The following is a 21533-nucleotide window of genomic DNA, read 5'->3' on the forward strand; positions in this document are numbered from 1 at the left end:
CCGAATTAGCTCTGCATTAATGGTCGAATTTTCTTTTCAACCGCTTCTCTTGCTCTGAATATACGAGATCTCACCGTACCAACAGGGCAATCCATAATTTCTGCAATATCTTCATAACTCAAACCTTCCAGTTCTCGTAATGTGATTGCTGTTTTTAAATCTTCAGGTAGAGCGTCAATAGTACTAAAAACGACTTGCCTTAACTCTTCAGACAACGATAAGTTCTCTGGGTTCGAAATTTCTTTTAAGGCCGTTCCACTTTCATAATATTCCGCGTCCTCAGCATCTATATCACTGGCAGGAGGACGACGTCCTTGAGCCACAATATAGTTTTTTGCTGTATTGACCGCAATTCGATATAGCCATGTATAAAAAGCACTTTCGCCTCTAAATCCGGGAAGAGCTCGATACGCTTTAATAAACGCCTCTTGCGCAACATCCGGTACATCGCCTGAATTGTTAACATAACGAGAAACAAGACTGCACACTTTATTTTGGTATTTTACTACCAAAAGATTAAATGCTTGCTTGTCACCGTTTTGAACACGCTCAATTAATACCTGGTCAGTCAACTGCTCGCTCATTCGAGCACATACCTCATTTAGTTATTATATCGTCAAAAGCAGCCTTGACACCTCTGCTAAGTTGAGCAATAAGTAGGACTGCCATTAATAATGAAAGTTCAAATTAAATATTACATTGCTCATTTTAGCGGTCAAAATTCTATCTACTTCGCTAATTTCCCACTAGTTTAGCACCGCAACAAGTGACGAACAAAGATAGATTGGTATAAGATGTTCACATCAGACAAGGACATAACGATCTTATGAACGAAAATCGAGAACATATTTGTGATGTATTGGTTATTGGTAGTGGTGCTGCAGGCCTTTCATTAGCATTACGCGTTGCGCCATACGCCAAAGTAATTGTATTGAGTAAAGGCCCTTGGAGCGAAGGGGCAACCTACTATGCACAAGGAGGCATAGCGGCTGTTTTTGATGAGGCAGATAGCATTGAGTCCCATGTAGAGGATACTCTTATTGCTGGTGCTGGATTGTGTGATAAAGAGACGGTGACCTTCATTGCTGAAAATGCAAAACCCTGCGTTCAATGGTTAATTGATGGCGGTGTTCCTTTTGATTTAGATGAAAACAATAAAGAGGAAGAGCCGAAGTACCACTTAACTCGAGAGGGTGGGCATAGCCACAGGCGTATTCTACATGCTGCTGATGCGACTGGGATGGCGGTACAAATATCCCTACAAGACAATGTTAAAAATCACCCTAACATTACGATTTTACAGCGCCATAATGCGTTAGACCTAATTACTGGCGATAAGATTGGCGGCAGTGAGAAAGAAGTCGTTGGCGCTTATATCTGGAATCGTGATGACGAGAAAGTAGAAACCGTTCGTACAAAGTCCGTCGTTCTTGCGACGGGGGGAGCCTCTAAGGTTTATCAATACACCTCCAACCCTGACGTCTCATCTGGAGACGGTATCGCAATCGCATGGCGTTCAGGTTGTCGAGTGGCTAACTTAGAGTTTAATCAATTTCACCCAACCTGTCTTTTCCACCCTGAATCAAGAAACTTCCTATTAACAGAAGCACTTCGTGGTGAAGGTGCCTACTTAAAACGCCCCGACGGCACTCGATTCATGCCTGACTTTGATGAGCGAAATGAGTTAGCACCAAGAGATGTGGTCGCTAGGGCCATCGATTTTGAGATGAAACGTTTAGGGGCTGACTGCATGTACCTTGATATCAGTCATAAGCCGAAAGGCTTCATTGAAAAGCATTTCCCTACCATTCATGAGAAGCTGCTTGGTCTCGGTTTTGATCTGACTAAAGAGGCGATCCCCATTGTTCCTGCTGCCCATTATACCTGCGGTGGCGTGATGGTTAATCACCAAGGTCAAACCGATCTTGCCGGGCTCTATGCTATCGGTGAAGTCAGTTATACCGGCTTACATGGCGCCAATCGTATGGCATCAAACTCTCTGCTTGAGTGTGTGGTTTACGCTTGGTCAGCCGCGGAGAGCATTATTGCCGAAGTCGCCAATAAAGCGCTACCTCCCGAACTGCCTAAATGGGATGAGAGTAAGGTGAGTTGTTCCGATGAAGAGGTCGTTATTCAGCATAACTGGCATGAATTAAGACTGTTCATGTGGGACTACGTTGGAATCGTTCGCTCAACAAAACGCTTAGAGCGTGCGATGCACAGAATTGAGATGCTAAAAAGAGAAACCCACGACTACTACAGTAATTTCAAAGTCTCTAACAACCTATTGGAGCTTAGAAATTTACTTGAAGTCGCCGAGTTGATGGTGCGCTGTGCCATGCTACGAAAAGAGAGCTGTGGCCTCCATTACACCTTAGATTATCCGGAGACTAAGACCCCCAAAGGGCCGACAATCTTATCTCCTAAGCCAACAAAATAGCCCATACGATTAAGGAGAGGTCACCCTCTCCTTTTTTATCGGCTATGAATAACTCTCGATACGTTTTTAAACTGATCCGCTTGACAGCTATCGTGCCAAATCACCACCGAGACTTGTCTTCCTTTCTCTTTTCGTAACACGATGACAACTAACCAAGGCGTTACAATTGAGCTATAGCAGTATTGATGTATCTGCTGCTTCCAGAGAACATCGCCATCAAAATCGATAACCAGCTCACCATATTGCAACCCAAGATAGGAAAAAAAACGTCTGTACTCCCATGACAACACAAGAGTAAGCACTACCGATAAGAGAATAGGTACGGGGGAAAGAAACCACAGAGCCCATGCTACAATGACATATAAAACTGTCAACAGAGCATGAGCGAAATGAGAAGGGTGTAACTGCGCTCTAGCGCAACTTGCTGCGGTTATGGGCAACAATTTTATCAATCGCCGCAGCGTGAGCGAGATTCTCACTACGACCATGGCCCATAATCCAAGTAAACAGATCCGGATCATCACTTTCTAATAGTGACACAAAATCCTTTTGCTCCTGCTCGGTAAGCATGTCAAAACACTCTTCATAAAAAGGCATAATCACGACATCCAACTCCAGCATACCACGACGACATGCCCACTTGATTCGCGCCTTTTCTTCTGTGCTATACATAACTACCCCTGTTATTGATTAATACTTCATTTGAGCTTACTACTAAGAGAACTATGCTCTTTTATCCTAAATTTTTCAAGCCACAAGCAGTTAGCAGCTCGAAACATTGAGACCTTGTCATGAAACAATGGATTTGAGAGCAAACAACTATTAACATGAATCATCTATTTTACACCAATTGGTATCAACATGAGCGTATGGACATCAGCTTTTTCATCATTATCACTATCGAGTCAAGATCCCCTTCCTGAGTTATCCCTTTGTCATTTAGACAGCTGGGCACTTATCTCTATGGTTGGTGAAGATAAAAAAAGCTACCTACAAGGCCAAGTGACTTGTGATGTCGTCTCTTTAGAGGATTCAGCTTCAACACTCGGTGCTCACTGTGATGCCAAAGGAAAGATGTGGTCTATCTTTCGCTTATTCAACCACAATCAAGGTTATGCGCTTTTTCAACGTAAAAGCGCAGTGGCCACAGAGCTCACTGAGATAAAAAAATACGCGGTGTTCTCTAAGGTTGATATTACTATTTCTGACGACTATCTATTTGGAGTTGTTGGTGATAAAGCTCAGGAATTCATTGATAACTTAACCACCTCGACGGATGATGTGAGAGCGTTTGAACAAGGTACCGCAGTGAAAATTAACCACCAGCAGTGGTTACTCGCCATTAACCACTCGAGTCTCAGTCCCTTCTTAGAGCGCCTAGATGAAGCGCTGATTAAGTCTGATGATAAACTGTGGGATCTTTTTGATATCAAAGCTGGTTTACCCCGCGTTGATTCAACATTGGTTAACGAACACATTCCTCAAGCATTAAACTTACAAGCTGTCGATGGCATCTCTTTCACTAAGGGGTGTTATACCGGACAAGAGATGATCGCCAGAGCAAAATACAGAGGCATCAACAAACGTGCAATGTATCAACTGTCAGGCCCAAGTAATCACTCGATTGCTTCTGGCGATGCCATTGATCGACAAGTGGGAGAGCATTGGCGTAAAGCGGGTACTGTGGTAAGCAGTTATCAATACAGTGATGAACAATCCATTGTTTTAGCCGTGTTGCCAAACAACCTCGATGCAGAGACTCAATTTTCTCTACCCGAACAACATGATAAATCATGGAATATCCGCACTCTTCCCTACTCATTAGAGAGTGAGTAGAAAGAAGTCAAAAAGTAAGCGGGGATATTGTCTCAGCTTACTTTTCGATTAAGACACATTAGTGTCGTTTGGCCAGTGAGGGCAGTTCTCCCGTAATGCCAAGCGCACGTTTCATCAGCTCATCTTTTAACAATGGAATGTGATTGGCTAAGGTCATGCCTAATCCACGGATCATTTTTTTAGCAGGGTTCGCTCCAGAGAATAGCTCTTTAAACCCCTGCATTGTTGCTATCATTTGAGCCGCTTCCGCTTTCCTCCAGCGTTCATAGTGACGCAGGTTTCTTTTGCTACCAATATCTTGACCGTTTTGTTGAAGTGTCAACACCTCTTGAGCCAGCGAGGCTGCATCTAATAAACCTAAATTCACACCTTGGCCAGCTAATGGGTGGATGGTATGAGCTGCATCCCCCACCAACGCGACTCGTTCACGAACAAAATCTCTGGCGTAACGCATCTTCAATGGAAAGGCTTGGCGATCACCTTCAACCGAACATAATCCCAGTTGATTATCAAATGCAGCAGTTAATGTTTTGTTAAATTCATTCTCGTCAAGATCAAGCAACCTCTGTGCTTGCAACGGTTCAGTCGACCATACAATAGAGCATAAATGCGGTTCCGATAGAGGTAAAAATGCCAATGGTCCTTGTGATCTGAAGATTTGTCTCGCCACGCTCTCATGAGGTTCAACGCAGCGAATATTAGCAACCAAAGCACTGTGCCCATAATCCCAGTGCGTTAATGGAATGTCTAAATGCTGTCTTAACCACGAGTTAGCACCATCGGCTCCAACCACCAGCTTAGCGGTTAATGAAGCACCTGATGATAACGTTAACCACGCTTCACTTTCACCAAAAACCAAATTACTGCAGGTATCAGGGGCGATGAGAGTCACGTTACTCTGTTGTTTCACCTGTTCTAATAGAGCCAGTTGAACCACTCTATTTTCGACAATGTGACCTAGATTTTTCTCAGGCTCTTGCTCGGCACTAAATGATATGTCAGCAAAACTATCTTGCTCCCACACCTTCATCGCCTGATAAGCAGAGAGTCGGCGAGATTCAATTCCGCCCCATGCACCAACACGACGTAAAATCTGTTCACTGGCCCGACTTAACGCAGAGACCCGTACATCCGGAAGAGGAAGTAACTCCCCCTCTGGTAGCTTCCCTTCTATAACCGCGATTCGTAAATCGCTGTCAGCTAAAGCAGCAGCGAGTGTTAACCCCACCATGCCACCGCCAACAATTGCGATATCTACACTTTGCATCATAATTTATCTTTTTACCTCTCCCATGGCTCGATGAGTCAGGGGAGTTAATAGTGTTTGAAAATGGTTTGAAACAGATAAGCTAAGGTTTCTTCCTGCGACTAGAGGCCAATATTGATTGGCAAAGATCGACAGTAGTCCCGAAGTCATAGTAATGGTCGCGTGGCGGTCGGCCTCTCTACGCTGCATAAATCGATTCAACACGGAGTAATCACCAATATCAAACGCATTTTTTTTAGCACTTATCATCTCTTCAGCTAAAGTGAATACATCCCTAATGCCGAGGTTAAACCCTTGACCCGCGATAGGGTGTAGGGCCTGTGCTGCATTGCCTACAACGGCAAATCGATGTGAAACGCAAGGAGAAACCTGCTTGAGAACCAGCGGGTAGCTGACACGATGACCAGTATGGGTTAACTCACCTAATCGCCAACCAAAAGCCTGTTGCAGTTTTGCCAGAAACTGGGGCTCATTCAGAGTCATGATTTCAGCAGCATCATCCGGTTTCAGGCACCAGACCAGCGAGTTCCTCCCTTCCGACATAGGGAGTAAAGCAATAGGGCCATGCTCAGTAAAACGCTCAAAAGCCTTACCCGAATGAGGGACTTCAGAACTCACATTCGCAATGATTGCGGTTTGTTCAAAATTACGATGATGAGTCTCATGCTGTAGAAGCTGACACGATAAAGAGTCTCCACCATCGGCCGCAACAAGTAACGAAGAGACTATTTTGTCATCATTCGAGAGAGTAACCACGCAGGAGGATTCTGTTCTCTCAATATCTTTAATCGTTACTGGGCAAAAGAGATCTATCTGTTTACGTTGTTGAAGCTCATGATGATAGAACGAACCAACATCACTCAATTCAACCACATAGCCCAAAGCGTCAACGCCAACTGAAGTAGCGTCTAGCTTACACTGACCAAAATGGCCGCGATCAGAGATATGAATCTGTTTAATGGCCGTAGCCGCGGGCTTGATTGAAGACCATAACCCCACTGACTCTAATAATCTTACCGTACCATATGAGAGAGCGATGCTTCGAGAGTCGTAACCGGGGTGAGTATGAACATTCGGTTCCACAGCTTCGATCACTGCAATAGATAACGTCCCTTTCGCTAACGTATCTAACGTTAAAGCCAGCGTCGCGCCTGCCATTGCTCCGCCAACAATAACAACGTCATACTCTCTGTTACTTTGCTCTGCGTTATTCATACGTATTAATGAATGGTTTTGGATGCTTTAGGTTTTGATCTCGCACCTAACTCAGTATGTATGGTTAGCACACAAGCTTTAACATGCTCAATAACTTGTACTAACAGCGCAGCTTGCTCGTCAAGATCATCATCTTCATCAATACCTAAACGGGCGATCTCTTCAAGGTCGGTCAGTGACTCTTTCACTTCAGTAGAGCAGTCATTCATAGATAATCCCGCTAAACCTAAACCAGATAAAAAGTGAGTGACCCAATCGCTTACTGCGTCACCAAGCTCAATAAGAGGAACGCTATCATCAGGAAGAAGGAGGGTAACCACGAGGTCATTTTCCGTTAACTCTTCGACTGAAAAAGTAAACATTGAACTCGCCACTTGCAGTGCAGAGTCCGGCCAGCCTAACCCATCATTAGTGTAATCAAACAACGCAGGTTTCCAAGATTGGTCATCTATATTCAAACCGCCACTTAACATGCCCACCAGCAACCCATGTAACTCCGCCGATGATACTGCTAACCCACTGCTATTTAATGCATTTTCAACTGCGGAATATTCAGGTAGTTTTTTGTCAGTCATCGTATTGCCTACTTAAAGAGTGGTTAGATTTAATTGAAGCATATTATCATTTCAATGACGGTTATAACACTGAGGTTCCTCACTAAACCGCATTTCAGTCCAAACAGTTGATGAAGTTTTCAACGAATTGGCTTTTTATTAATACATTAACCACTGATTTGAAAGAAAGCGGATTGAACCTCTTGAATGTTGCTCGCGGTTTTTCTATAGTTTCCAACCTAAATAAGGGTCGTCTGATATGTTGATGCTCTATTTATTTTAGAATACTGTTAGCAAAATTGTTATAGTATTAAATCCGCGGCTAGTGAGTAATATACTGATGAGTAACCAAGCAGTTCAAGTCCAGATATTAGGGCGTGCCATTAAAGTGAATTGCCCAGCTGGTCAAGAGAGTGCACTAAAAGCCGCGGCGGTCGATTTTGACCAACGTTTACAGCTGCTTTCTGATAAGACTCAAGTGTCAAACCCTGAGCAGCTATTAACCATAACAGCACTGAATGTCTGTTATGAGCTGCATATGGCAAAAAGTGAATCGGATGTTCTCTCAACAGAGCTACAAGACCGAATGCAGCAGCTCAATATGGCACTGGAGCAAGCGTTACAAAACACAGAACAACTAACAGCAGATTGAGCAGACGATAGTCATCTAATCATCTACTGCTAAAAAATTTACCCTGGGGTGTTTGTCAGTTAATCTATGTCCCTGAGCCGATAAGCACATCTAAGGGTTAGTACTTGGTCGCTATTGAGCAAGCTCGGCCTCGCTGAGAAGCCTACGGCAACCATTGCTGATCCGCCTTGAACCGCAGGGTTCAAGGGCTATGATATAACAACGGCACTTTGGGGTAATCCAACTTTGAAACCATCCACTAAACTGATTCGAAAAACCATTCGCGACAATCGGCGCGCGCTCACCCCAGATGCGCAACTCAGTGCCGCAAAGCAGCTTCTTACTCGCTTTATTCAGCTTCCTGAAGTCATAAATGCCAAGTCAGTGGCTCTCTATCTATCTGTGGATGGCGAAATTGACACAACAATACTCATTGAGTGGCTATGGAGTCATAATAAAGAGGTTTACCTTCCGGTTCTGCACCCTTTCAACCCCGGAAACTTGCTCTTTTTGAGGTATTTACCCGATACTGAGATGAGACTCAATAAATACAACATTAAAGAACCCCATCTGAATGTACTTTCCGTCATTCCCACTCAAGAAATTGATCTAATCTGCGCTCCGCTGGTGGCATTTGATGCGCAAGGAAACCGACTGGGGATGGGAGGTGGATACTATGATCGCACTCTGTCAATATGGCACCAAAAGAAACAGGGGCCGAAACCGGTAGGCCTTGCTCATGATTGCCAACAGACCCAAAGCATTCCTGTTGAATCTTGGGATGTCCCACTGCCGCACATTCTTACCCCATCAAAGCACTGGCACTGGCCAAGCTTACTATTAAATAGCAATAAATAATTAGATTTTCTTCTGACGTCTGTCTGGTTGTGAGTTATAATCGCCCGAAAAATAGCAAACGTTTTCCCTCTTCCTTTTACCAATACAGAAACAGAGAATGTCATGACTCAAGATGAAATGAAAAAAGCCGCTGGATGGGCTGCCCTAGATTACGTTAAACCTGACAGTATTGTTGGGGTTGGCACCGGTTCTACCGTTAATCACTTCATTGATGCGCTTGCGACAATGAAAAGTGAAATTAAAGGCGCGGTATCAAGTTCAATCGCTTCTACCGAGAAACTGAAAGGTTTTGGTATTGAAGTCTTTGATTGCAACAGTGTTGACTCTCTTGATATCTATGTTGACGGTGCTGATGAGATTAACGGAAATAACGAGATGATTAAAGGGGGCGGTGCAGCTCTTACTCGTGAAAAAATTGTTGCCGCACTGGCTAAAAAATTCATTTGTATTGTTGATGATACCAAGCAAGTTGAGATCCTTGGCGATTTCCCACTACCTGTTGAAGTGATTCCAATGGCCCGTTCATACATTGCTCGTGAGTTAGTAAAACTCGGTGGACGTCCCGCTTACCGTGAAGGAGTAACAACAGATAATGGTAACGTAATACTCGATGTTCATGGTCTCTCTATCATCAATCCAAAAGATCTCGAGCAGAAGATTAATAATCTTGCGGGTGTCGTAACTGTTGGACTGTTTGCGTCAAGAGGTGCTGACGCACTGATTGTAGGCACTCAAGAAGGCGCTAAAATTATTGAATAACGCACCCTTTTGGTGCTTTATTACAAACGGCACTAAGTAGTGCCGTTTTTTTATTTTTTTTTCGTAATATTTTTACCCAAATCGATTATTTTTTGTTACTTTATTCATAGGGCCTATCGACAAGTAGTTCGAATTTATTGTCCGGTAGATAGATGCTCATACCTTGAAAAACTTGGCTAACACCTAGATTTTTAATGATATGGCATATGACGTATATCGTTTTTAAGGATAAGAACAACAATGATTAAAAATTCATTAGAAAAAGAAAAGATAAAAATATTGCTACTTGAAGGGCTTCACCCCTCTGCAGTCGAAATTCTACAAGCTGAAGGATACAGCAATATAGAATATCATAAAGGCTCTCTCTCTGATGACGAACTCATAAAAGCGGTTAAAGGCGTGCATTTTATCGGTATCCGTTCACGTAGCCAACTCACTGAAGAGGTGTTCGCCGCCGCAGATAAATTAGTCGCAGTGGGCTGTTTTTGTATTGGTACCAATCAAGTCAATCTCAAAGCTGCGGCCAGCCGCGGAATTCCTGTCTTTAATGCTCCATTTTCAAATACGCGTAGTGTGGCAGAGTTGGTTCTTGGGCAAATTCTATTGCTGCTTCGCGGTATCCCAGAAAAAAATGCACTTGCTCATCGTGGTATCTGGAAAAAAAGTGCAGATGCCTCATATGAAGCAAGGGGCAAACGTTTAGGTATTATCGGTTATGGCCATATCGGTACTCAGCTCGGTATTCTTGCTGAAAACCTAGGCATGAGAGTTTACTTCTATGATATTGAAAACAAACTGTCACTAGGAAATGCCACTCAAGTGCACAACCTAACTGAATTACTTAATAAGTGTGATGTCATTACCCTGCATGTACCAGAAACAGCAAGCACTAAAGAGATGATGTCTAAAGCTGAATTTGCTCGCATGAAACCTGGCGCAATCTTCATCAATGCTGCGCGTGGTACTGTTGTTGATATTCCAGCACTGTGTGATGTTCTAGAATCAGGTAAAATTGGCGGTGCTGCGATTGATGTATTCCCAACGGAACCAAAAACCAATGCAGACCTTTTTGAATCACCGCTGCAAAAATTTGATAACGTAATCCTGACACCTCATGTCGGAGGATCAACACAAGAAGCGCAAGAGAATATTGGGGTTGAAGTGGCAGGGAAACTGGCTAAGTACTCTGATAACGGTTCTACGTTGTCCTCAGTAAACTTCCCAGAAGTGTCACTGCCTGAACATGTGGGGACCTCTCGTCTTCTTCATATTCATGAGAACCACCCAGGCATATTAACGCAAATAAACAGCGTATTTGCCGATGAAAACATCAATATCGCCGCTCAGTACCTGCAAACCACCCCTGAGATGGGTTATGTGGTTATTGATGTTGAAGCTTCTCGCTCAGAAGAGGCGCTAAGCAAACTCAAAGCGATCGATGGCACCCTTCGCGCTCGTATTCTGCATTAATAAAAAAGCCCCTGAGACTCTCAGGGGCTTATTATCAGTTTAACCCATCCTTAAAAATATCTGTGGTTTCTTCAGTGTCACAGTACTCTTTATTATAAAATTTATTTGCTCCTCCCTTACCTTGGGCGACAAATTGCACGACAAAACCAGCTTCAATGTAGTCAATTAATTTCTCGCAGGCTAATCTGTGACCAAATTCTCTAATAGTAATCCTTTCCCACACATACCTGCTTGGTAGCTTATTTGTTATCTTTATAACTCCGTCATCGCTAACGTTTACTTCTTTATGTTCCTTAAATTGCATCTTAGCAGTTTCGATATCTTGTACACTAGCAGTTGCAACATAAGGGTTTTTCCCCAGTGTTTGACAACCGACCAGTAATGTAAATGCTATAACTACCACAATAGCTTTCATGCTCAACTCCATTTTTAAACAAAGCTGTACTCTACTTAATGCGTCCTAAAAGCACTATAGGCTCTAAATATTAAAGAGAAGCAGATCAACATAATAACTTATTGATATGAAACGTAATTACAAATCATCTAAGCGAAAAACCACATCAATTTGGTCTTTAATGACAATTTGACTGTCTTGGTAAGAGGCCTGTCCCTTTGATGAGTCCAACATCACCGTTCTCATCTCAATCGGCGCATTACGGCTGTTGTGGTATCTCACTGTCCATACCCCTTCTACCTGTTTATCAAAACCTGCGGCCAATCTATTGGCTTTGTTTTTTGCATCCTCAATAGCGGCTAGCTGCGCTTTTTGTTGATACTCTTTCTCATTACTTACCTTCAGTGCGACATGATTGATACGGTTGATACCATCCCCTAGCGCACCATCTAATAATCCATTTAACTGGTTAAGTTGCCTTACGATAACCGTCACCGTACGGGTTGCACGATAGCCTTCAAGTTTCGGTTTTTCATTTTTAGGATAACTGTACTGCGGTGAGAGTTGGATATTACCTGATTGAATATCGTCACGAGTGACACCCAGTTTTTGTAATCGAGAGTGGAACGCAATCACCACGTCATCGACAGCACTCTTCGCCTGCTTTGCTTTCACTCTCTGTTCAACGACCTGAACTGAAAACTCTGCCATATCAGGCGTCGCTATCACTTCTCCCATACCTACCGTTGCAATATGAGGGAAATCATAGTCTGCTGCAAACGACATGGCACTCAATAAAGTCATTATAAAAAAAGTAACTATTTTAGTTAAACGATTAACCATTTCCGGCTCCAATTACAATACATAGTGTGTTTGATATGACAGCATGTTTACTCATACGTTCCAAACGTAGAGCGACCGTAGCGAATAATGTTGTCCGTCATTTTTGCTAATATGTCACTTTCTAATGCCCAATGATGCCAATAAAGTGGTCTGATAATGGTGTGGGCTGGATAGATATCCATTAACTCACCGCTGGCAAGCTCCTGTTTAACTTGAATCTCAGGAATCAAGCTATAGGCGACACCTCTTTTCGATAAGAATACAAAAGATTCAGAGGACCTCACCGTATGTTTAATCCACTCCCCCGCGGATAAATTAAAGGTTTCGAATAGATATTGCTGGTGCATTTCATCGTGTTGGTCAAATGACACCGCTGGCGCTCTCATGATCGCTTCTCGGGTTACCCCTTGTTTAAAATATTTATCAACAAAACTCGGGCTAGCAACACAGCGGTAAACAACATCTCCTAAATAAGTGCACTCACAACCAATCATCGGTTTTTCATGGGTACTCAACGCCCCCACCACTTCACCATTTTTTAACTTTAAAAGGGTTCGAGTTTCATCCTCAACCAATAGATTCAGCTCAATACTGTTGCTCTCAAGTAGCGGCGAAATGGCGGGTAAAAACCACGTAGCCAAACTGTCTGCGTTCACCGCTAATGAAACAATCAATGGTCGATTAATGGTGGTTAAATCCAGATCGGGAAAGGTCTCTTGCTCAAGCAGTTTTACTTTTTGATATAAACTGAGTAGTTTCTTTCCAGTTTCAGTCGGTTTAGGCGGTTGCTCTCTGATAAGTAACGGTTGTGCAACCAGTTTCTCTAGTTGTTTAATCCGTTGTGATACTGCTGACTGCGTAATACAGAGCTGCTCAGCGGCTTTTTCAAAGCTTTTTTGATGAACAATGGCATCCAATGCAGCCAACCACCTGTAGTCTAATCCCTTCATCTCCGCCCTCATTAGAAAAACTTATATACCATCAGTATTATTAGTTTAACTTTATTGGAATTCAACTCTATTCTATACACTGATTTTATTGAGAAGGAACTTATTATGAATTCTTGGATCCCACTTCAAGGATTTGCTCTTGGTTTGAGCATGATCATTCCCATTGGTGCTCAGAACGCTTTTGTTCTCAATCAAGGGATTAAAAAACAACACCATATCACCACCGCGACTATCTGCAGCATCTGCGATATTGTATTGATAAGTTTAGGTATATTTGGAGGCGGCGCGCTCCTTGCCAGTAACCAAACGATCCTCACTCTCATTACCCTCGCAGGTATCCTATTTCTAATTTTTTATGGTTACAGTTCCCTTAAAGAGGCTTATCACGCCAGCGATTCAGTGCCACTTCCGAGTAGCGATAACCTCATTAGTAGCCGTCGTGCTGTTATTGCCGGCGCATTAGCGGTGACACTACTCAATCCGCATGTCTACCTTGATACTGTTGTAATCCTTGGCTCAATTGGTGGGCAGTTTAATGAGAGTGATCGGGTTCTTTTTGCTATTGGTACCTTAGCTGCTTCATTCACATGGTTTTACGGTTTATCACTCAGTGCGGCTAAACTGTCATCAACGCTATCAAAGGCAAGAGTCAAACAGACCATTGATCTCTTAGTCGCCGCTATGATGTTTTACATTGCGGGAAAACTGGTAGTTAGCCTGATTCATTAAAAGGAGGTGGTAACGTGTACAAGATCGATGAGATATTTACTTTCACACAAGATCTCTTTCTACAATCAGATGTGAAATTTGAGCACTGCCGCCATCAAGCCATCACCAATTATGACATTGATGAGCAGGTGTGCCAGCAGTTTGCTTGGACAGCCCAACCAACCAAAAGCTTATTTTTAAAACTTAAAGGGTCGGACAACAGTTTTGCACTGCTGTTTACTCTGAAGGATCAAAGATTGGACAGTAAAGCGGTAAAAACACTGCTTGGCAAGCGAGTATCTATCAGTTCAAATGAGGAGATGGTAGAGCAACTCGGTTGTGTGCCTGGTGCAGTTTGTCCCTTTATGATCAATCATACCGTTCCTATTATTATTGATCCCATCTTATTGGCTCATAGTGAGTTGCTCTTCACCCCAGGCGATCCAGAGTCCACCTTTATTTTTAACAGCCAAGATCTTGATACATTATTGGCTAAGCTGCCTAATCCGATCCATTACCTCCCAAAGATTGACAGTTAATAAAAAGGGCAACCCATTGGGCTGCCCTTGCTTGTCTCAACGTCTGCGTAATTATTCTGCTTTATTGAGGTGAACATCCATCTGAGGGAATGGAATTTCAATACCCTCTTTATCAAGCCCCTCTTTAATGGCTTGTAACGTGTCAAAGTAGACATCCCAATATTCTGCTGTTTTACACCATGGACGAACCACGAAGTTAACAGAAGAGTCAGCTAGAGCCACCACACCCACAGTCGGCGCTGGGCTTTTTAGTACTCGAGAGTCACTTTCTAATATCTGAGTAATAACCGCTTTGGTTTTTTGTAAATCGGCAGCGTAAGAGACACCAATAACATGATCAACTCGGCGAGTATCATGACGAGAGTAGTTGGTGATTGGCCCGCCAATGACACCGCCATTAGGCACTACAACCATTTTATTGTCTGGCGTGACCAATACTGTTTGGAAGATTTGAATCGATTCAACCGAACCTGCAACACCACCAATTTCAACATAATCACCAGATTTGAATGGACGGAATGCCACAATCAGAACACCAGCTGCAAAGTTAGAGAGTGACCCTTGCAGTGCAAGACCAACGGCTAAACCAGCGGCACCAATAACAGCAACGACAGAAGCGGTTTGTACACCGATACGCCCTAGTGCAGCAATCAGTACGATAACAAACAGAAGGTAACGAACTAAGGTATGAATAAACTCAACAACCGCTTGATCCATCTCTTTCTTTTTAAGAACCTTAGCAACACTTCCCGCCACGGCTTTGACGATAAGATTACCGATAAACAGAATCAGTACTGCTGAGATAATATTTACGCCGTATTGCACAAATAGATCACTATTATTAGTGAACCACTGTTCAAGTTTACCTAAATTCGGAGCTAATTCGACGTCAGCCATATTTGAATTTTCCTTAATAATTTCTATGATGTATTTTTCGACTTTATCGCAGCTTCCTGTGCGATAAAAGTCCATTCTTGGTTAGACCCATTCCCTGATAGCGGAGACAGTAAAACATATTTATTGAAAGGCTGTTAACACTGTTAGAAAAAAATTATCGCCGTTTCATAATTGAGAATAGCAAAGGAGAAAGATCATTAGTACTTTTATTACATAAAAAAAACCTTGCCCATCTGGACAAGGTTTTTTATAAAACTTAAGGGGTTATCGATGAATTATAATACGTCGATAGCGTTAAGATCTGAGAATGCTTTCTCAAGACGCTTAACCATTGAAGTTTGACCTGCACGTAACCAAACGCGTGGATCGTAGTACTTCTTATTCGGTGCATCATCACCGGTTGGGTTACCGATTTGGCCTTGTAGGTATTCACGGTTCTCAGCTTCGTAGGTACGAATGCCATCCCATGATGCCCACTGAGTATCAGTATCGATGTTCATTTTGATAACACCGTAACCAATTGACTCTTGGATTTCAGCTTCAGTTGAGCCAGAACCACCGTGGAATACAAAGTTAAGCGCATCAGCAGCAATACCGAACTTCTCAGCACAGTACGCCTGAGAGTCACGTAGAATCGTTGGCGTTAGCACAACGTTACCAGGCTTATAAACACCGTGAACATTACCGAATGACGCAGCAATAGTGAAACGAGGGCTTACTGCATTTAGTTTTTCGTAAGCGTACGCAACATCTTCAGGCTGAGTATAAAGCAGTGACGTGTCCATATCTGAGTTATCAACACCGTCTTCTTCACCACCAGTACAGCCTAATTCAATCTCAAGCGTCATGTTCATTTTAGCCATGCGCGCTAGGTACTTAGCACAAGTATCGATGTTCTCTTCCAAAGTCTCTTCAGAAAGATCGATCATGTGAGAAGAGAAAAGTGGCTTACCCGTTTCTGCGAAGAATACTTCACCAGCATCCAGTAGTCCGTCGATCCATGGCAGAAGTTTCTTAGCTGCATGGTCAGTGTGTAGGATAACTGGGATACCGTAAGATTCAGCGATAGCGTGAACATATTTTGCACCAGCTACTGCACCAGCAATCTGTACGCCTTGGCCTTCAAGTTTCAGACCTTTACCAGCGAAAAATCCAGCACCACCGTTAGAGAACTGAACCACAACAGGCGCTTTCACTTTAGCTGCTGCTTCAAGAACACCATTGATTGTATCTGTGTTTACTACGTTTACTGCAGGAAGAGCAAATTTGTTTGCTTTTGCTACTTCAAATACTTTCTGTACGTCATCACCAGAAATTACACCAGGTTTTACAAAATCGAAGATCTTAGACATGGAAATAGTCCTATTTTTTCTATCGTTTTAAATTAAATACTAATTCTGCAATCGTTTGCTCACAACAGATTCTATTGTAGCAACAAACGGAATAAAGCGGAAAATTATTTTATTTCCGCCTCAAATTAATTAACCTTTTGCGCGTGCTTCTAGCATAGCAACGGCTGGAAGTACTTTTCCTTCAACGAACTCAAGGAAAGCACCACCGCCAGTAGAGATGTAAGATACATCCGCTTTAATACCAAATTTATCGATAGCCGCTAATGTATCACCACCACCCGCAACCGAGAATCCTTCAGAGTCAGCGATTGCTTTAGAGATGCCAGCAGTACCCGCTTCGAAGTTTTTAAACTCAAATACGCCAACTGGGCCATTCCATAAAATAGTTTTCGCGTTGCTAATAATCTCAGCAAGAACCGCCGTTGAATCTGGGCCAAGGTCGAAGATCATGTCATCGTCTTGAACATCAGCCACATTCTTGATTTCAGCTTCTGCGTTCTCGTCAAATGCTTTGGCACATGCCACATCAGTTGCTACTGGAATCGCACACTCTTTCATCAGTTTTTTAGCCGTCTCAACCAGATCCGCTTCATATAGAGACTTGCCGACGTTGTGCCCTTCCGCTGCGATGAAGGTATTTGCAATACCGCCGCCAACAACAAGTTGATCGGCGATTTTAGATAGAGACTCAAGAACAGTCAGTTTAGTCGATACTTTAGATCCACCTACGATAGCCACAAGTGGACGAGCTGGATTATCCATCGCTTTCCCTAGTGCTTCAAGTTCTGCAGCCAGTAGAGGGCCTGCGCACGCGATAGGAGCATTTGTACCAACACCGTGAGTTGATGCTTGCGCACGGTGAGCGGTACCGAATGCATCCATTACAAAGATGTCACAAAGTGCCGCGTATTTCTTAGAAAGTGCTTCTTCGTTCTTCTTCTCGCCTTTATTAAAGCGTACATTTTCAAGAACGATTAACTCACCACTGTTTAACTCAAGGCCATCTAGGTAATCTTTCGCCAGTTTAACGTCGCAATCTAACGCGTCATTTAAATAGTTAACAACTGGAGCTAAAGAGAACTCTTCGTTGTACTCACCTTCAGTAGGACGACCTAGGTGAGAAGTAACCATTACTTTTGCGCCAGCTTCTAGACACATTTTGATGGTTGGTAGTGATGCTAGAATACGGGCATCTGACGTTACTTTACCGTCTTTTACTGGTACGTTTAGGTCAGCACGAATAAAAATGCGCTTACCAGCTAGTTCCAGATCAGTCATCTTGATTACAGACATGGTTTGTCCTCTCAACGTTGTAATTAAAAAATAAAAATAAAAAAGCAACTCACCAAGCAATGGCTCAGTGGTATAAAATCGTTATCAATTTTTAGAGTGTTTATCCATCTCTAAGGCGGTATCTAACATACGGTTAGCAAAACCCCACTCATTATCACACCAGACCAGCATCTTAACTAAATGACCATTACTCACACGAGTTTGGCTGCCATCGACAATGGCACTATGCGGGTCGTGATTAAAATCTACAGAAACTAAGGGTTGTTCGGTGTAATCTACAATACCGCTTAATGTACACCGAGACGCCTCAATCATGGCTTGATTTATGTCATTAACTTTCACTTTTGAGTCAAGAGTGACACTTAAATCCATGGCTGAGACATTTATTGTAGGAACTCTAACTGAAATCGCTTCAAATTTGTTAGAAAATTTCGGAAATATCCTTTCAATTCCAAGGTGAAGTTTTGTGTCTACTGGAATAATAGACTGGCTCGCGGCACGAGTTCGTCTTAAATCTGAGTGGTAAGCATCAATAACTTGTTGATCATTCATCGCTGAGTGAATGGTAGTGATGGTCCCAGACTCTATACCAAACGTATCATCCAGCACTTTAATGATAGGGGTAATACAGTTCGTGGTACAGGACCCATTAGAGACGATGAGATCCTCTGCTTTTAAGCTCTCTTGGTTGACACCAAAAATAATCGTATTATCGATATCACTGCCGGCAGGATGAGAAAATAGTACCTTTTGCGCACCAGCTTGAATATGAGCCTCACCATCCGCTCGAGAACCAAAAACACCAGTACAGTCCAGTACGATATCAACCCCGAGATCATGCCAAGGTAACAGGTTCAGTTCAGATTGATGCAGTAAACGAATCGCATCCACCGAGGCGTCTGGATGTGTAATATGGAGGTGTTCCTGATCAAAAGAGATTTTTTTACAAAAACGACCATGGCTTGAGTCATATTGCAGAAGGTGGGCCATTGCTTCTGGCTCAGCTAATTCATTGATAGCCACAACCGTTATCTGCTGATTTTTACCGCTCTCGTATAGCGCTCGTAATACACTGCGACCAATACGTCCAAATCCGTTAATTGCAACTCTTAATGCCATAACAAGCCTAATCGTTCTATGATGATAAAAAGGGTAATGTCATCAAAGTGTATCTTAATAACCAAGTGGATTCATTATAAAAAAAGCCCCCAATAAAGGAGGCTAATTAATATCAACGAGACACCTAAGTGTCGGGTTAATTAAGCAAGAAGTTCTTTTGCCGTATCAACAACATTTTCTGTTGTGAAACCGAACATTTTGAACAGCTCACCAGCAGGTGCTGACTCACCAAAGGTAGTCATACCAATGATGCGGCCATCAAAACCAACATACTTGTACCAGAAATCAGCAATACCAGCTTCAATCGCAACACGAGCCGTAACGTCTGAAGGTAGTACTGTCTCACGGTAAGCGGCATCCTGTTTATCAAATGCATCTGTTGATGGCATAGATACGATACGTACATTGTGACCAGCTAGCTGCTCTTTTGCAGAGACTGCTAGTTCAATCTCAGAACCTGTCGCAATCAAAATCAGATCCGGCTTGCCATTACAATCACTCAGGATGTAGCCACCTTTTGCGATATTAGCCACTTGCGCTTCATCACGTGCTTGCTGAGCAAGGTTCTGACGAGAGAAGATTAATGATGTAGGACCATCTTTACGCTCAATCGCCAGTTTCCAAGCGACTGCAGATTCAACTTGGTCACACGGACGCCATACACTCATGTTCGGTGTTAGACGCAGTGAAGAGACCTGCTCAACAGGCTGGTGCGTTGGACCATCTTCACCAAGACCGATTGAGTCATGAGTATAGACTTGGATGTTCTGAATTTTCATTAGAGCAGCCATACGTAGTGCGTTACGAGCGTACTCCATGAACATTAAGAAGGTTGCACCGTAAGGAACGAAACCACCGTGCAGAGCAATACCATTCATGATCGCCGTCATACCAAACTCACGCACACCGTAATGCACATAGTTGCCTGAGAAATCTTCAGCTTCAACCGCTTTAGAGCCAGACCACATCGTTAAGTTTGAAGGTGCAAGGTCAGCAGAACCACCCATAAACTCAGGAAGCATTGCACCAAACGCTTCTAGTGCGTTTTGTGATGCTTTACGAGAAGCGATGTTAGCAGGGTTAGCTTGTAGATCCGCAATGATTGCGTTCGTTTTCTCTTCCCACTGCGCTGGTAAGTCACCGTTTACACGACGCTTGTATTCAGCTGCTAATTCAGGGTGTGCGGCAGCGTAAGCGTCAAATTTAGCATTCCACGCTGCTTCTTTAGCTGCGCCAACTTCTTTTGCATCCCACTCTGCTGCGATATTAGCAGGGATTTCAAAAGGACCGTGTTCCCAGCCTAGCGCTTTACGCGTAGCTGCGATTTCATCAGCACCTAGTGGTGCGCCATGACAGTCGTGCGTACCCGCTTTATTTGGAGAACCAAAACCGATAACCGTTTTAGTACAGATAAGAGTTGGACGACCTGTTTCAGCTTTAGCCGCTTCAATCGCTGCATTAATCGCTTCAGGATCATGACCATCAACCGCTGGAATTACATGCCAACCATATGCTTCGAAACGTTTAGGGGTATCGTCTGAGAACCAGCCTTCAACTTCACCATCAATCGAGATGCCATTGTCATCCCAAAATGCGGTCAGTTTGCCAAGACCTAAGGTTCCAGCTAAAGAACACGCTTCGTGAGAGATACCTTCCATTAGACAACCATCGCCCATGAACACATAAGTGTTGTGGTCAACGATATCGTGACCGTCACGGTTAAACTGAGCTGCTAACGATTTTTCAGCCATCGCCATACCAACACCATTAGTGATGCCTTGGCCTAAAGGGCCTGTCGTCGTTTCAACACCAGGGGCATAACCAAACTCAGGGTGACCTGGAGTTTTAGAGTGCAATTGACGGAAGTTTTTCAAATCGTCGTTCGATAAATCATAACCAGTAAGGTGCAGTAATGAATAAATCAACATTGAACCATGGCCGTTAGAAAGAATAAAACGGTCACGATCAGCCCACTCAGGGTTTTGTGGGTTGTGATTCAGGTGGCCACGCCATAATACTTCAGCGATATCAGCCATTCCCATTGGGGCACCAGGGTGACCTGAATTAGCTTGTTGTACACCATCCATACTAAGGGCACGGATTGCGTTGGCGAGTTCCTTACGTGAAGACATGTCTGCTCCTAAAATTCGAAAGACTTTTCAATAGTGGAAGATTAACTCTAGAATTAGAATTAACCCCATTATACCTAAATGACTTCTCATAAAGAGGGGTGGCTTAATGCCGCTTTAATAAAAGGAACTTAGGTATAATTATTCGGAGTATTGTCGCAAAGCCGCTTTAGCACTGCAAATGTTTTACAACTAAATAGTTCGCGTCACATCACTATTTCTGACATTCGTTACATCCTTCGTTACATTGAAAATCATCAATTAAATGGCGCAAACGTT

Annotated in this window: 22 protein-coding genes and 1 other RNA gene; 9 read left to right on the forward strand and 14 right to left on the reverse strand. The window is 43.1% G+C overall.

From position 1 onward, the window contains the following. Window positions 1-5 precede the first annotated feature (5 nt). On the reverse strand, window positions 6-584 hold the full coding sequence (gene rpoE, locus L4C32_RS06990; RefSeq protein WP_428196144.1) for an RNA polymerase sigma factor RpoE: 579 nt from the start codon (window positions 582-584) through the stop codon (window positions 6-8). Window positions 585-826: 242 nt separating this feature from the next. On the opposite strand from rpoE, the gene nadB reads away from it, so the two are divergent. After that, window positions 827-2440: an L-aspartate oxidase gene (gene nadB, locus L4C32_RS06995; RefSeq protein ID WP_428196145.1), complete on the forward strand. Its 1614-nt coding sequence runs from the start codon at window positions 827-829 to the stop codon at window positions 2438-2440. A 35-nt stretch (window positions 2441-2475) separates the two neighbouring features. Here the strand turns inward: nadB and L4C32_RS07000 are convergent, their stop codons facing one another. Together L4C32_RS07000 and L4C32_RS07005 are read right to left on the reverse strand one after the other, a co-directional pair. Continuing rightward, window positions 2476-2883 (reverse strand): protein YgfX, encoded by a 408-nt coding sequence (locus L4C32_RS07000; protein ID WP_428196146.1) that lies wholly within the window; start codon window positions 2881-2883, stop codon window positions 2476-2478. Continuing rightward, window positions 2852-3112 (reverse strand): FAD assembly factor SdhE, encoded by a 261-nt coding sequence (locus L4C32_RS07005; RefSeq protein ID WP_428196147.1) that lies wholly within the window; start codon window positions 3110-3112, stop codon window positions 2852-2854. The genes L4C32_RS07000 and L4C32_RS07005 overlap by 32 nt, the downstream gene beginning before the upstream one ends. A gap of 189 nt (window positions 3113-3301) precedes the next feature. Between L4C32_RS07005 and ygfZ the strand changes: the two genes are divergently transcribed. After that, the gene (ygfZ, locus tag L4C32_RS07010; RefSeq protein WP_428196148.1) at window positions 3302-4276 is read left to right on the forward strand and encodes a tRNA-modifying protein YgfZ; all 975 of its coding nucleotides are present in this window, start codon (window positions 3302-3304) and stop codon (window positions 4274-4276) included. Window positions 4277-4334: 58 nt separating this feature from the next. Here the strand turns inward: ygfZ and L4C32_RS07015 are convergent, their stop codons facing one another. From L4C32_RS07015 to L4C32_RS07025, 3 genes are read right to left on the reverse strand one after another with little or no spacing between them, the layout of a single operon-like run. Then, window positions 4335-5546, reverse strand: coding sequence for an FAD-dependent 2-octaprenylphenol hydroxylase (locus L4C32_RS07015; RefSeq protein WP_428196149.1), 1212 nt, complete (start codon window positions 5544-5546; stop codon window positions 4335-4337). A gap of 3 nt (window positions 5547-5549) precedes the next feature. Continuing rightward, window positions 5550-6758 carry a 2-octaprenyl-6-methoxyphenyl hydroxylase gene (gene ubiH / locus L4C32_RS07020; RefSeq protein ID WP_428196150.1) on the reverse strand — a complete coding sequence of 403 codons (1209 nt, stop codon included), beginning with the start codon at window positions 6756-6758 and terminating at the stop codon, window positions 5550-5552. Between the two features lie 5 nt (window positions 6759-6763). After that, window positions 6764-7333, reverse strand: a complete 570-nt coding sequence (locus L4C32_RS07025) for a YecA/YgfB family protein (protein ID WP_428196151.1) — start codon at window positions 7331-7333, stop codon at window positions 6764-6766. 319 nt (window positions 7334-7652) lie between these two features. Between L4C32_RS07025 and zapA the strand changes: the two genes are divergently transcribed. The 5 genes from zapA (at window position 7653) to serA (ending at window position 11030) form a co-directional block, all read left to right on the forward strand. Continuing rightward, entirely contained in the window at window positions 7653-7964 is a 312-nt protein-coding gene (zapA, locus tag L4C32_RS07030; RefSeq protein ID WP_428196152.1) for a cell division protein ZapA, read from the forward strand. 37 nt (window positions 7965-8001) lie between these two features. Further along, window positions 8002-8184, forward strand: a non-coding RNA gene (ssrS, locus tag L4C32_RS07035) — 6S RNA. A 5-nt stretch (window positions 8185-8189) separates the two neighbouring features. Further along, the gene (locus L4C32_RS07040) at window positions 8190-8801 is read left to right on the forward strand and encodes a 5-formyltetrahydrofolate cyclo-ligase (RefSeq protein WP_428196153.1); all 612 of its coding nucleotides are present in this window, start codon (window positions 8190-8192) and stop codon (window positions 8799-8801) included. A 102-nt stretch (window positions 8802-8903) separates the two neighbouring features. Further along, complete coding sequence (rpiA, locus tag L4C32_RS07045; protein ID WP_428196154.1) at window positions 8904-9560, forward strand: ribose-5-phosphate isomerase RpiA; 657 nt, start codon at window positions 8904-8906, stop codon at window positions 9558-9560. A gap of 240 nt (window positions 9561-9800) precedes the next feature. Then, entirely contained in the window at window positions 9801-11030 is a 1230-nt protein-coding gene (gene serA / locus L4C32_RS07050; protein ID WP_428196155.1) for a phosphoglycerate dehydrogenase, read from the forward strand. A gap of 34 nt (window positions 11031-11064) precedes the next feature. Here serA and L4C32_RS07055 read toward each other — a convergent pair whose 3' ends face one another. From L4C32_RS07055 to L4C32_RS07065, 3 genes are all read right to left on the reverse strand, one after another. Beyond that, window positions 11065-11445 (reverse strand): hypothetical protein, encoded by a 381-nt coding sequence (locus tag L4C32_RS07055; RefSeq protein ID WP_428196156.1) that lies wholly within the window; start codon window positions 11443-11445, stop codon window positions 11065-11067. Between the two features lie 117 nt (window positions 11446-11562). Next, window positions 11563-12267 (reverse strand): oxidative stress defense protein, encoded by a 705-nt coding sequence (locus tag L4C32_RS07060; RefSeq protein ID WP_428196157.1) that lies wholly within the window; start codon window positions 12265-12267, stop codon window positions 11563-11565. Window positions 12268-12314: 47 nt separating this feature from the next. Then, the gene (locus L4C32_RS07065) at window positions 12315-13217 is read right to left on the reverse strand and encodes a LysR family transcriptional regulator ArgP (protein WP_428196158.1); all 903 of its coding nucleotides are present in this window, start codon (window positions 13215-13217) and stop codon (window positions 12315-12317) included. A gap of 105 nt (window positions 13218-13322) precedes the next feature. Here L4C32_RS07065 and L4C32_RS07070 point away from each other — a divergent pair, with 105 nt between their 5' ends. Both L4C32_RS07070 and L4C32_RS07075 read left to right on the forward strand, forming a co-directional pair. Further along, window positions 13323-13946 carry a LysE/ArgO family amino acid transporter gene (locus tag L4C32_RS07070; protein WP_428196159.1) on the forward strand — a complete coding sequence of 208 codons (624 nt, stop codon included), beginning with the start codon at window positions 13323-13325 and terminating at the stop codon, window positions 13944-13946. A 14-nt stretch (window positions 13947-13960) separates the two neighbouring features. Then, window positions 13961-14464, forward strand: a complete 504-nt coding sequence (locus L4C32_RS07075) for a YbaK/EbsC family protein (RefSeq protein ID WP_428196160.1) — start codon at window positions 13961-13963, stop codon at window positions 14462-14464. Between the two features lie 51 nt (window positions 14465-14515). Here the strand turns inward: L4C32_RS07075 and mscS are convergent, their stop codons facing one another. The 5 genes from mscS to tkt form a co-directional block, all read right to left on the reverse strand. Then, a complete protein-coding gene (mscS, locus tag L4C32_RS07080) occupies window positions 14516-15361 on the reverse strand; it encodes a small-conductance mechanosensitive channel MscS (protein ID WP_428196161.1) in 846 nt (281 codons plus the stop codon). A 275-nt stretch (window positions 15362-15636) separates the two neighbouring features. After that, window positions 15637-16713, reverse strand: coding sequence for a class II fructose-bisphosphate aldolase (gene fbaA / locus L4C32_RS07085; protein ID WP_428196162.1), 1077 nt, complete (start codon window positions 16711-16713; stop codon window positions 15637-15639). Window positions 16714-16842: 129 nt separating this feature from the next. Continuing rightward, on the reverse strand, window positions 16843-18006 hold the full coding sequence (locus tag L4C32_RS07090) for a phosphoglycerate kinase (RefSeq protein WP_428196163.1): 1164 nt from the start codon (window positions 18004-18006) through the stop codon (window positions 16843-16845). Between the two features lie 84 nt (window positions 18007-18090). Next, the gene (epd, locus tag L4C32_RS07095; RefSeq protein WP_428196164.1) at window positions 18091-19125 is read right to left on the reverse strand and encodes an erythrose-4-phosphate dehydrogenase; all 1035 of its coding nucleotides are present in this window, start codon (window positions 19123-19125) and stop codon (window positions 18091-18093) included. A gap of 140 nt (window positions 19126-19265) precedes the next feature. Beyond that, complete coding sequence (gene tkt / locus L4C32_RS07100; RefSeq protein WP_428196165.1) at window positions 19266-21257, reverse strand: transketolase; 1992 nt, start codon at window positions 21255-21257, stop codon at window positions 19266-19268. Window positions 21258-21533: the final 276 nt, after the last annotated feature.

It is taken from the genome of Aliivibrio kagoshimensis (assembly GCF_050337105.1).
GTDB lineage: Bacteria > Pseudomonadota > Gammaproteobacteria > Enterobacterales > Vibrionaceae > Aliivibrio_A > Aliivibrio_A kagoshimensis.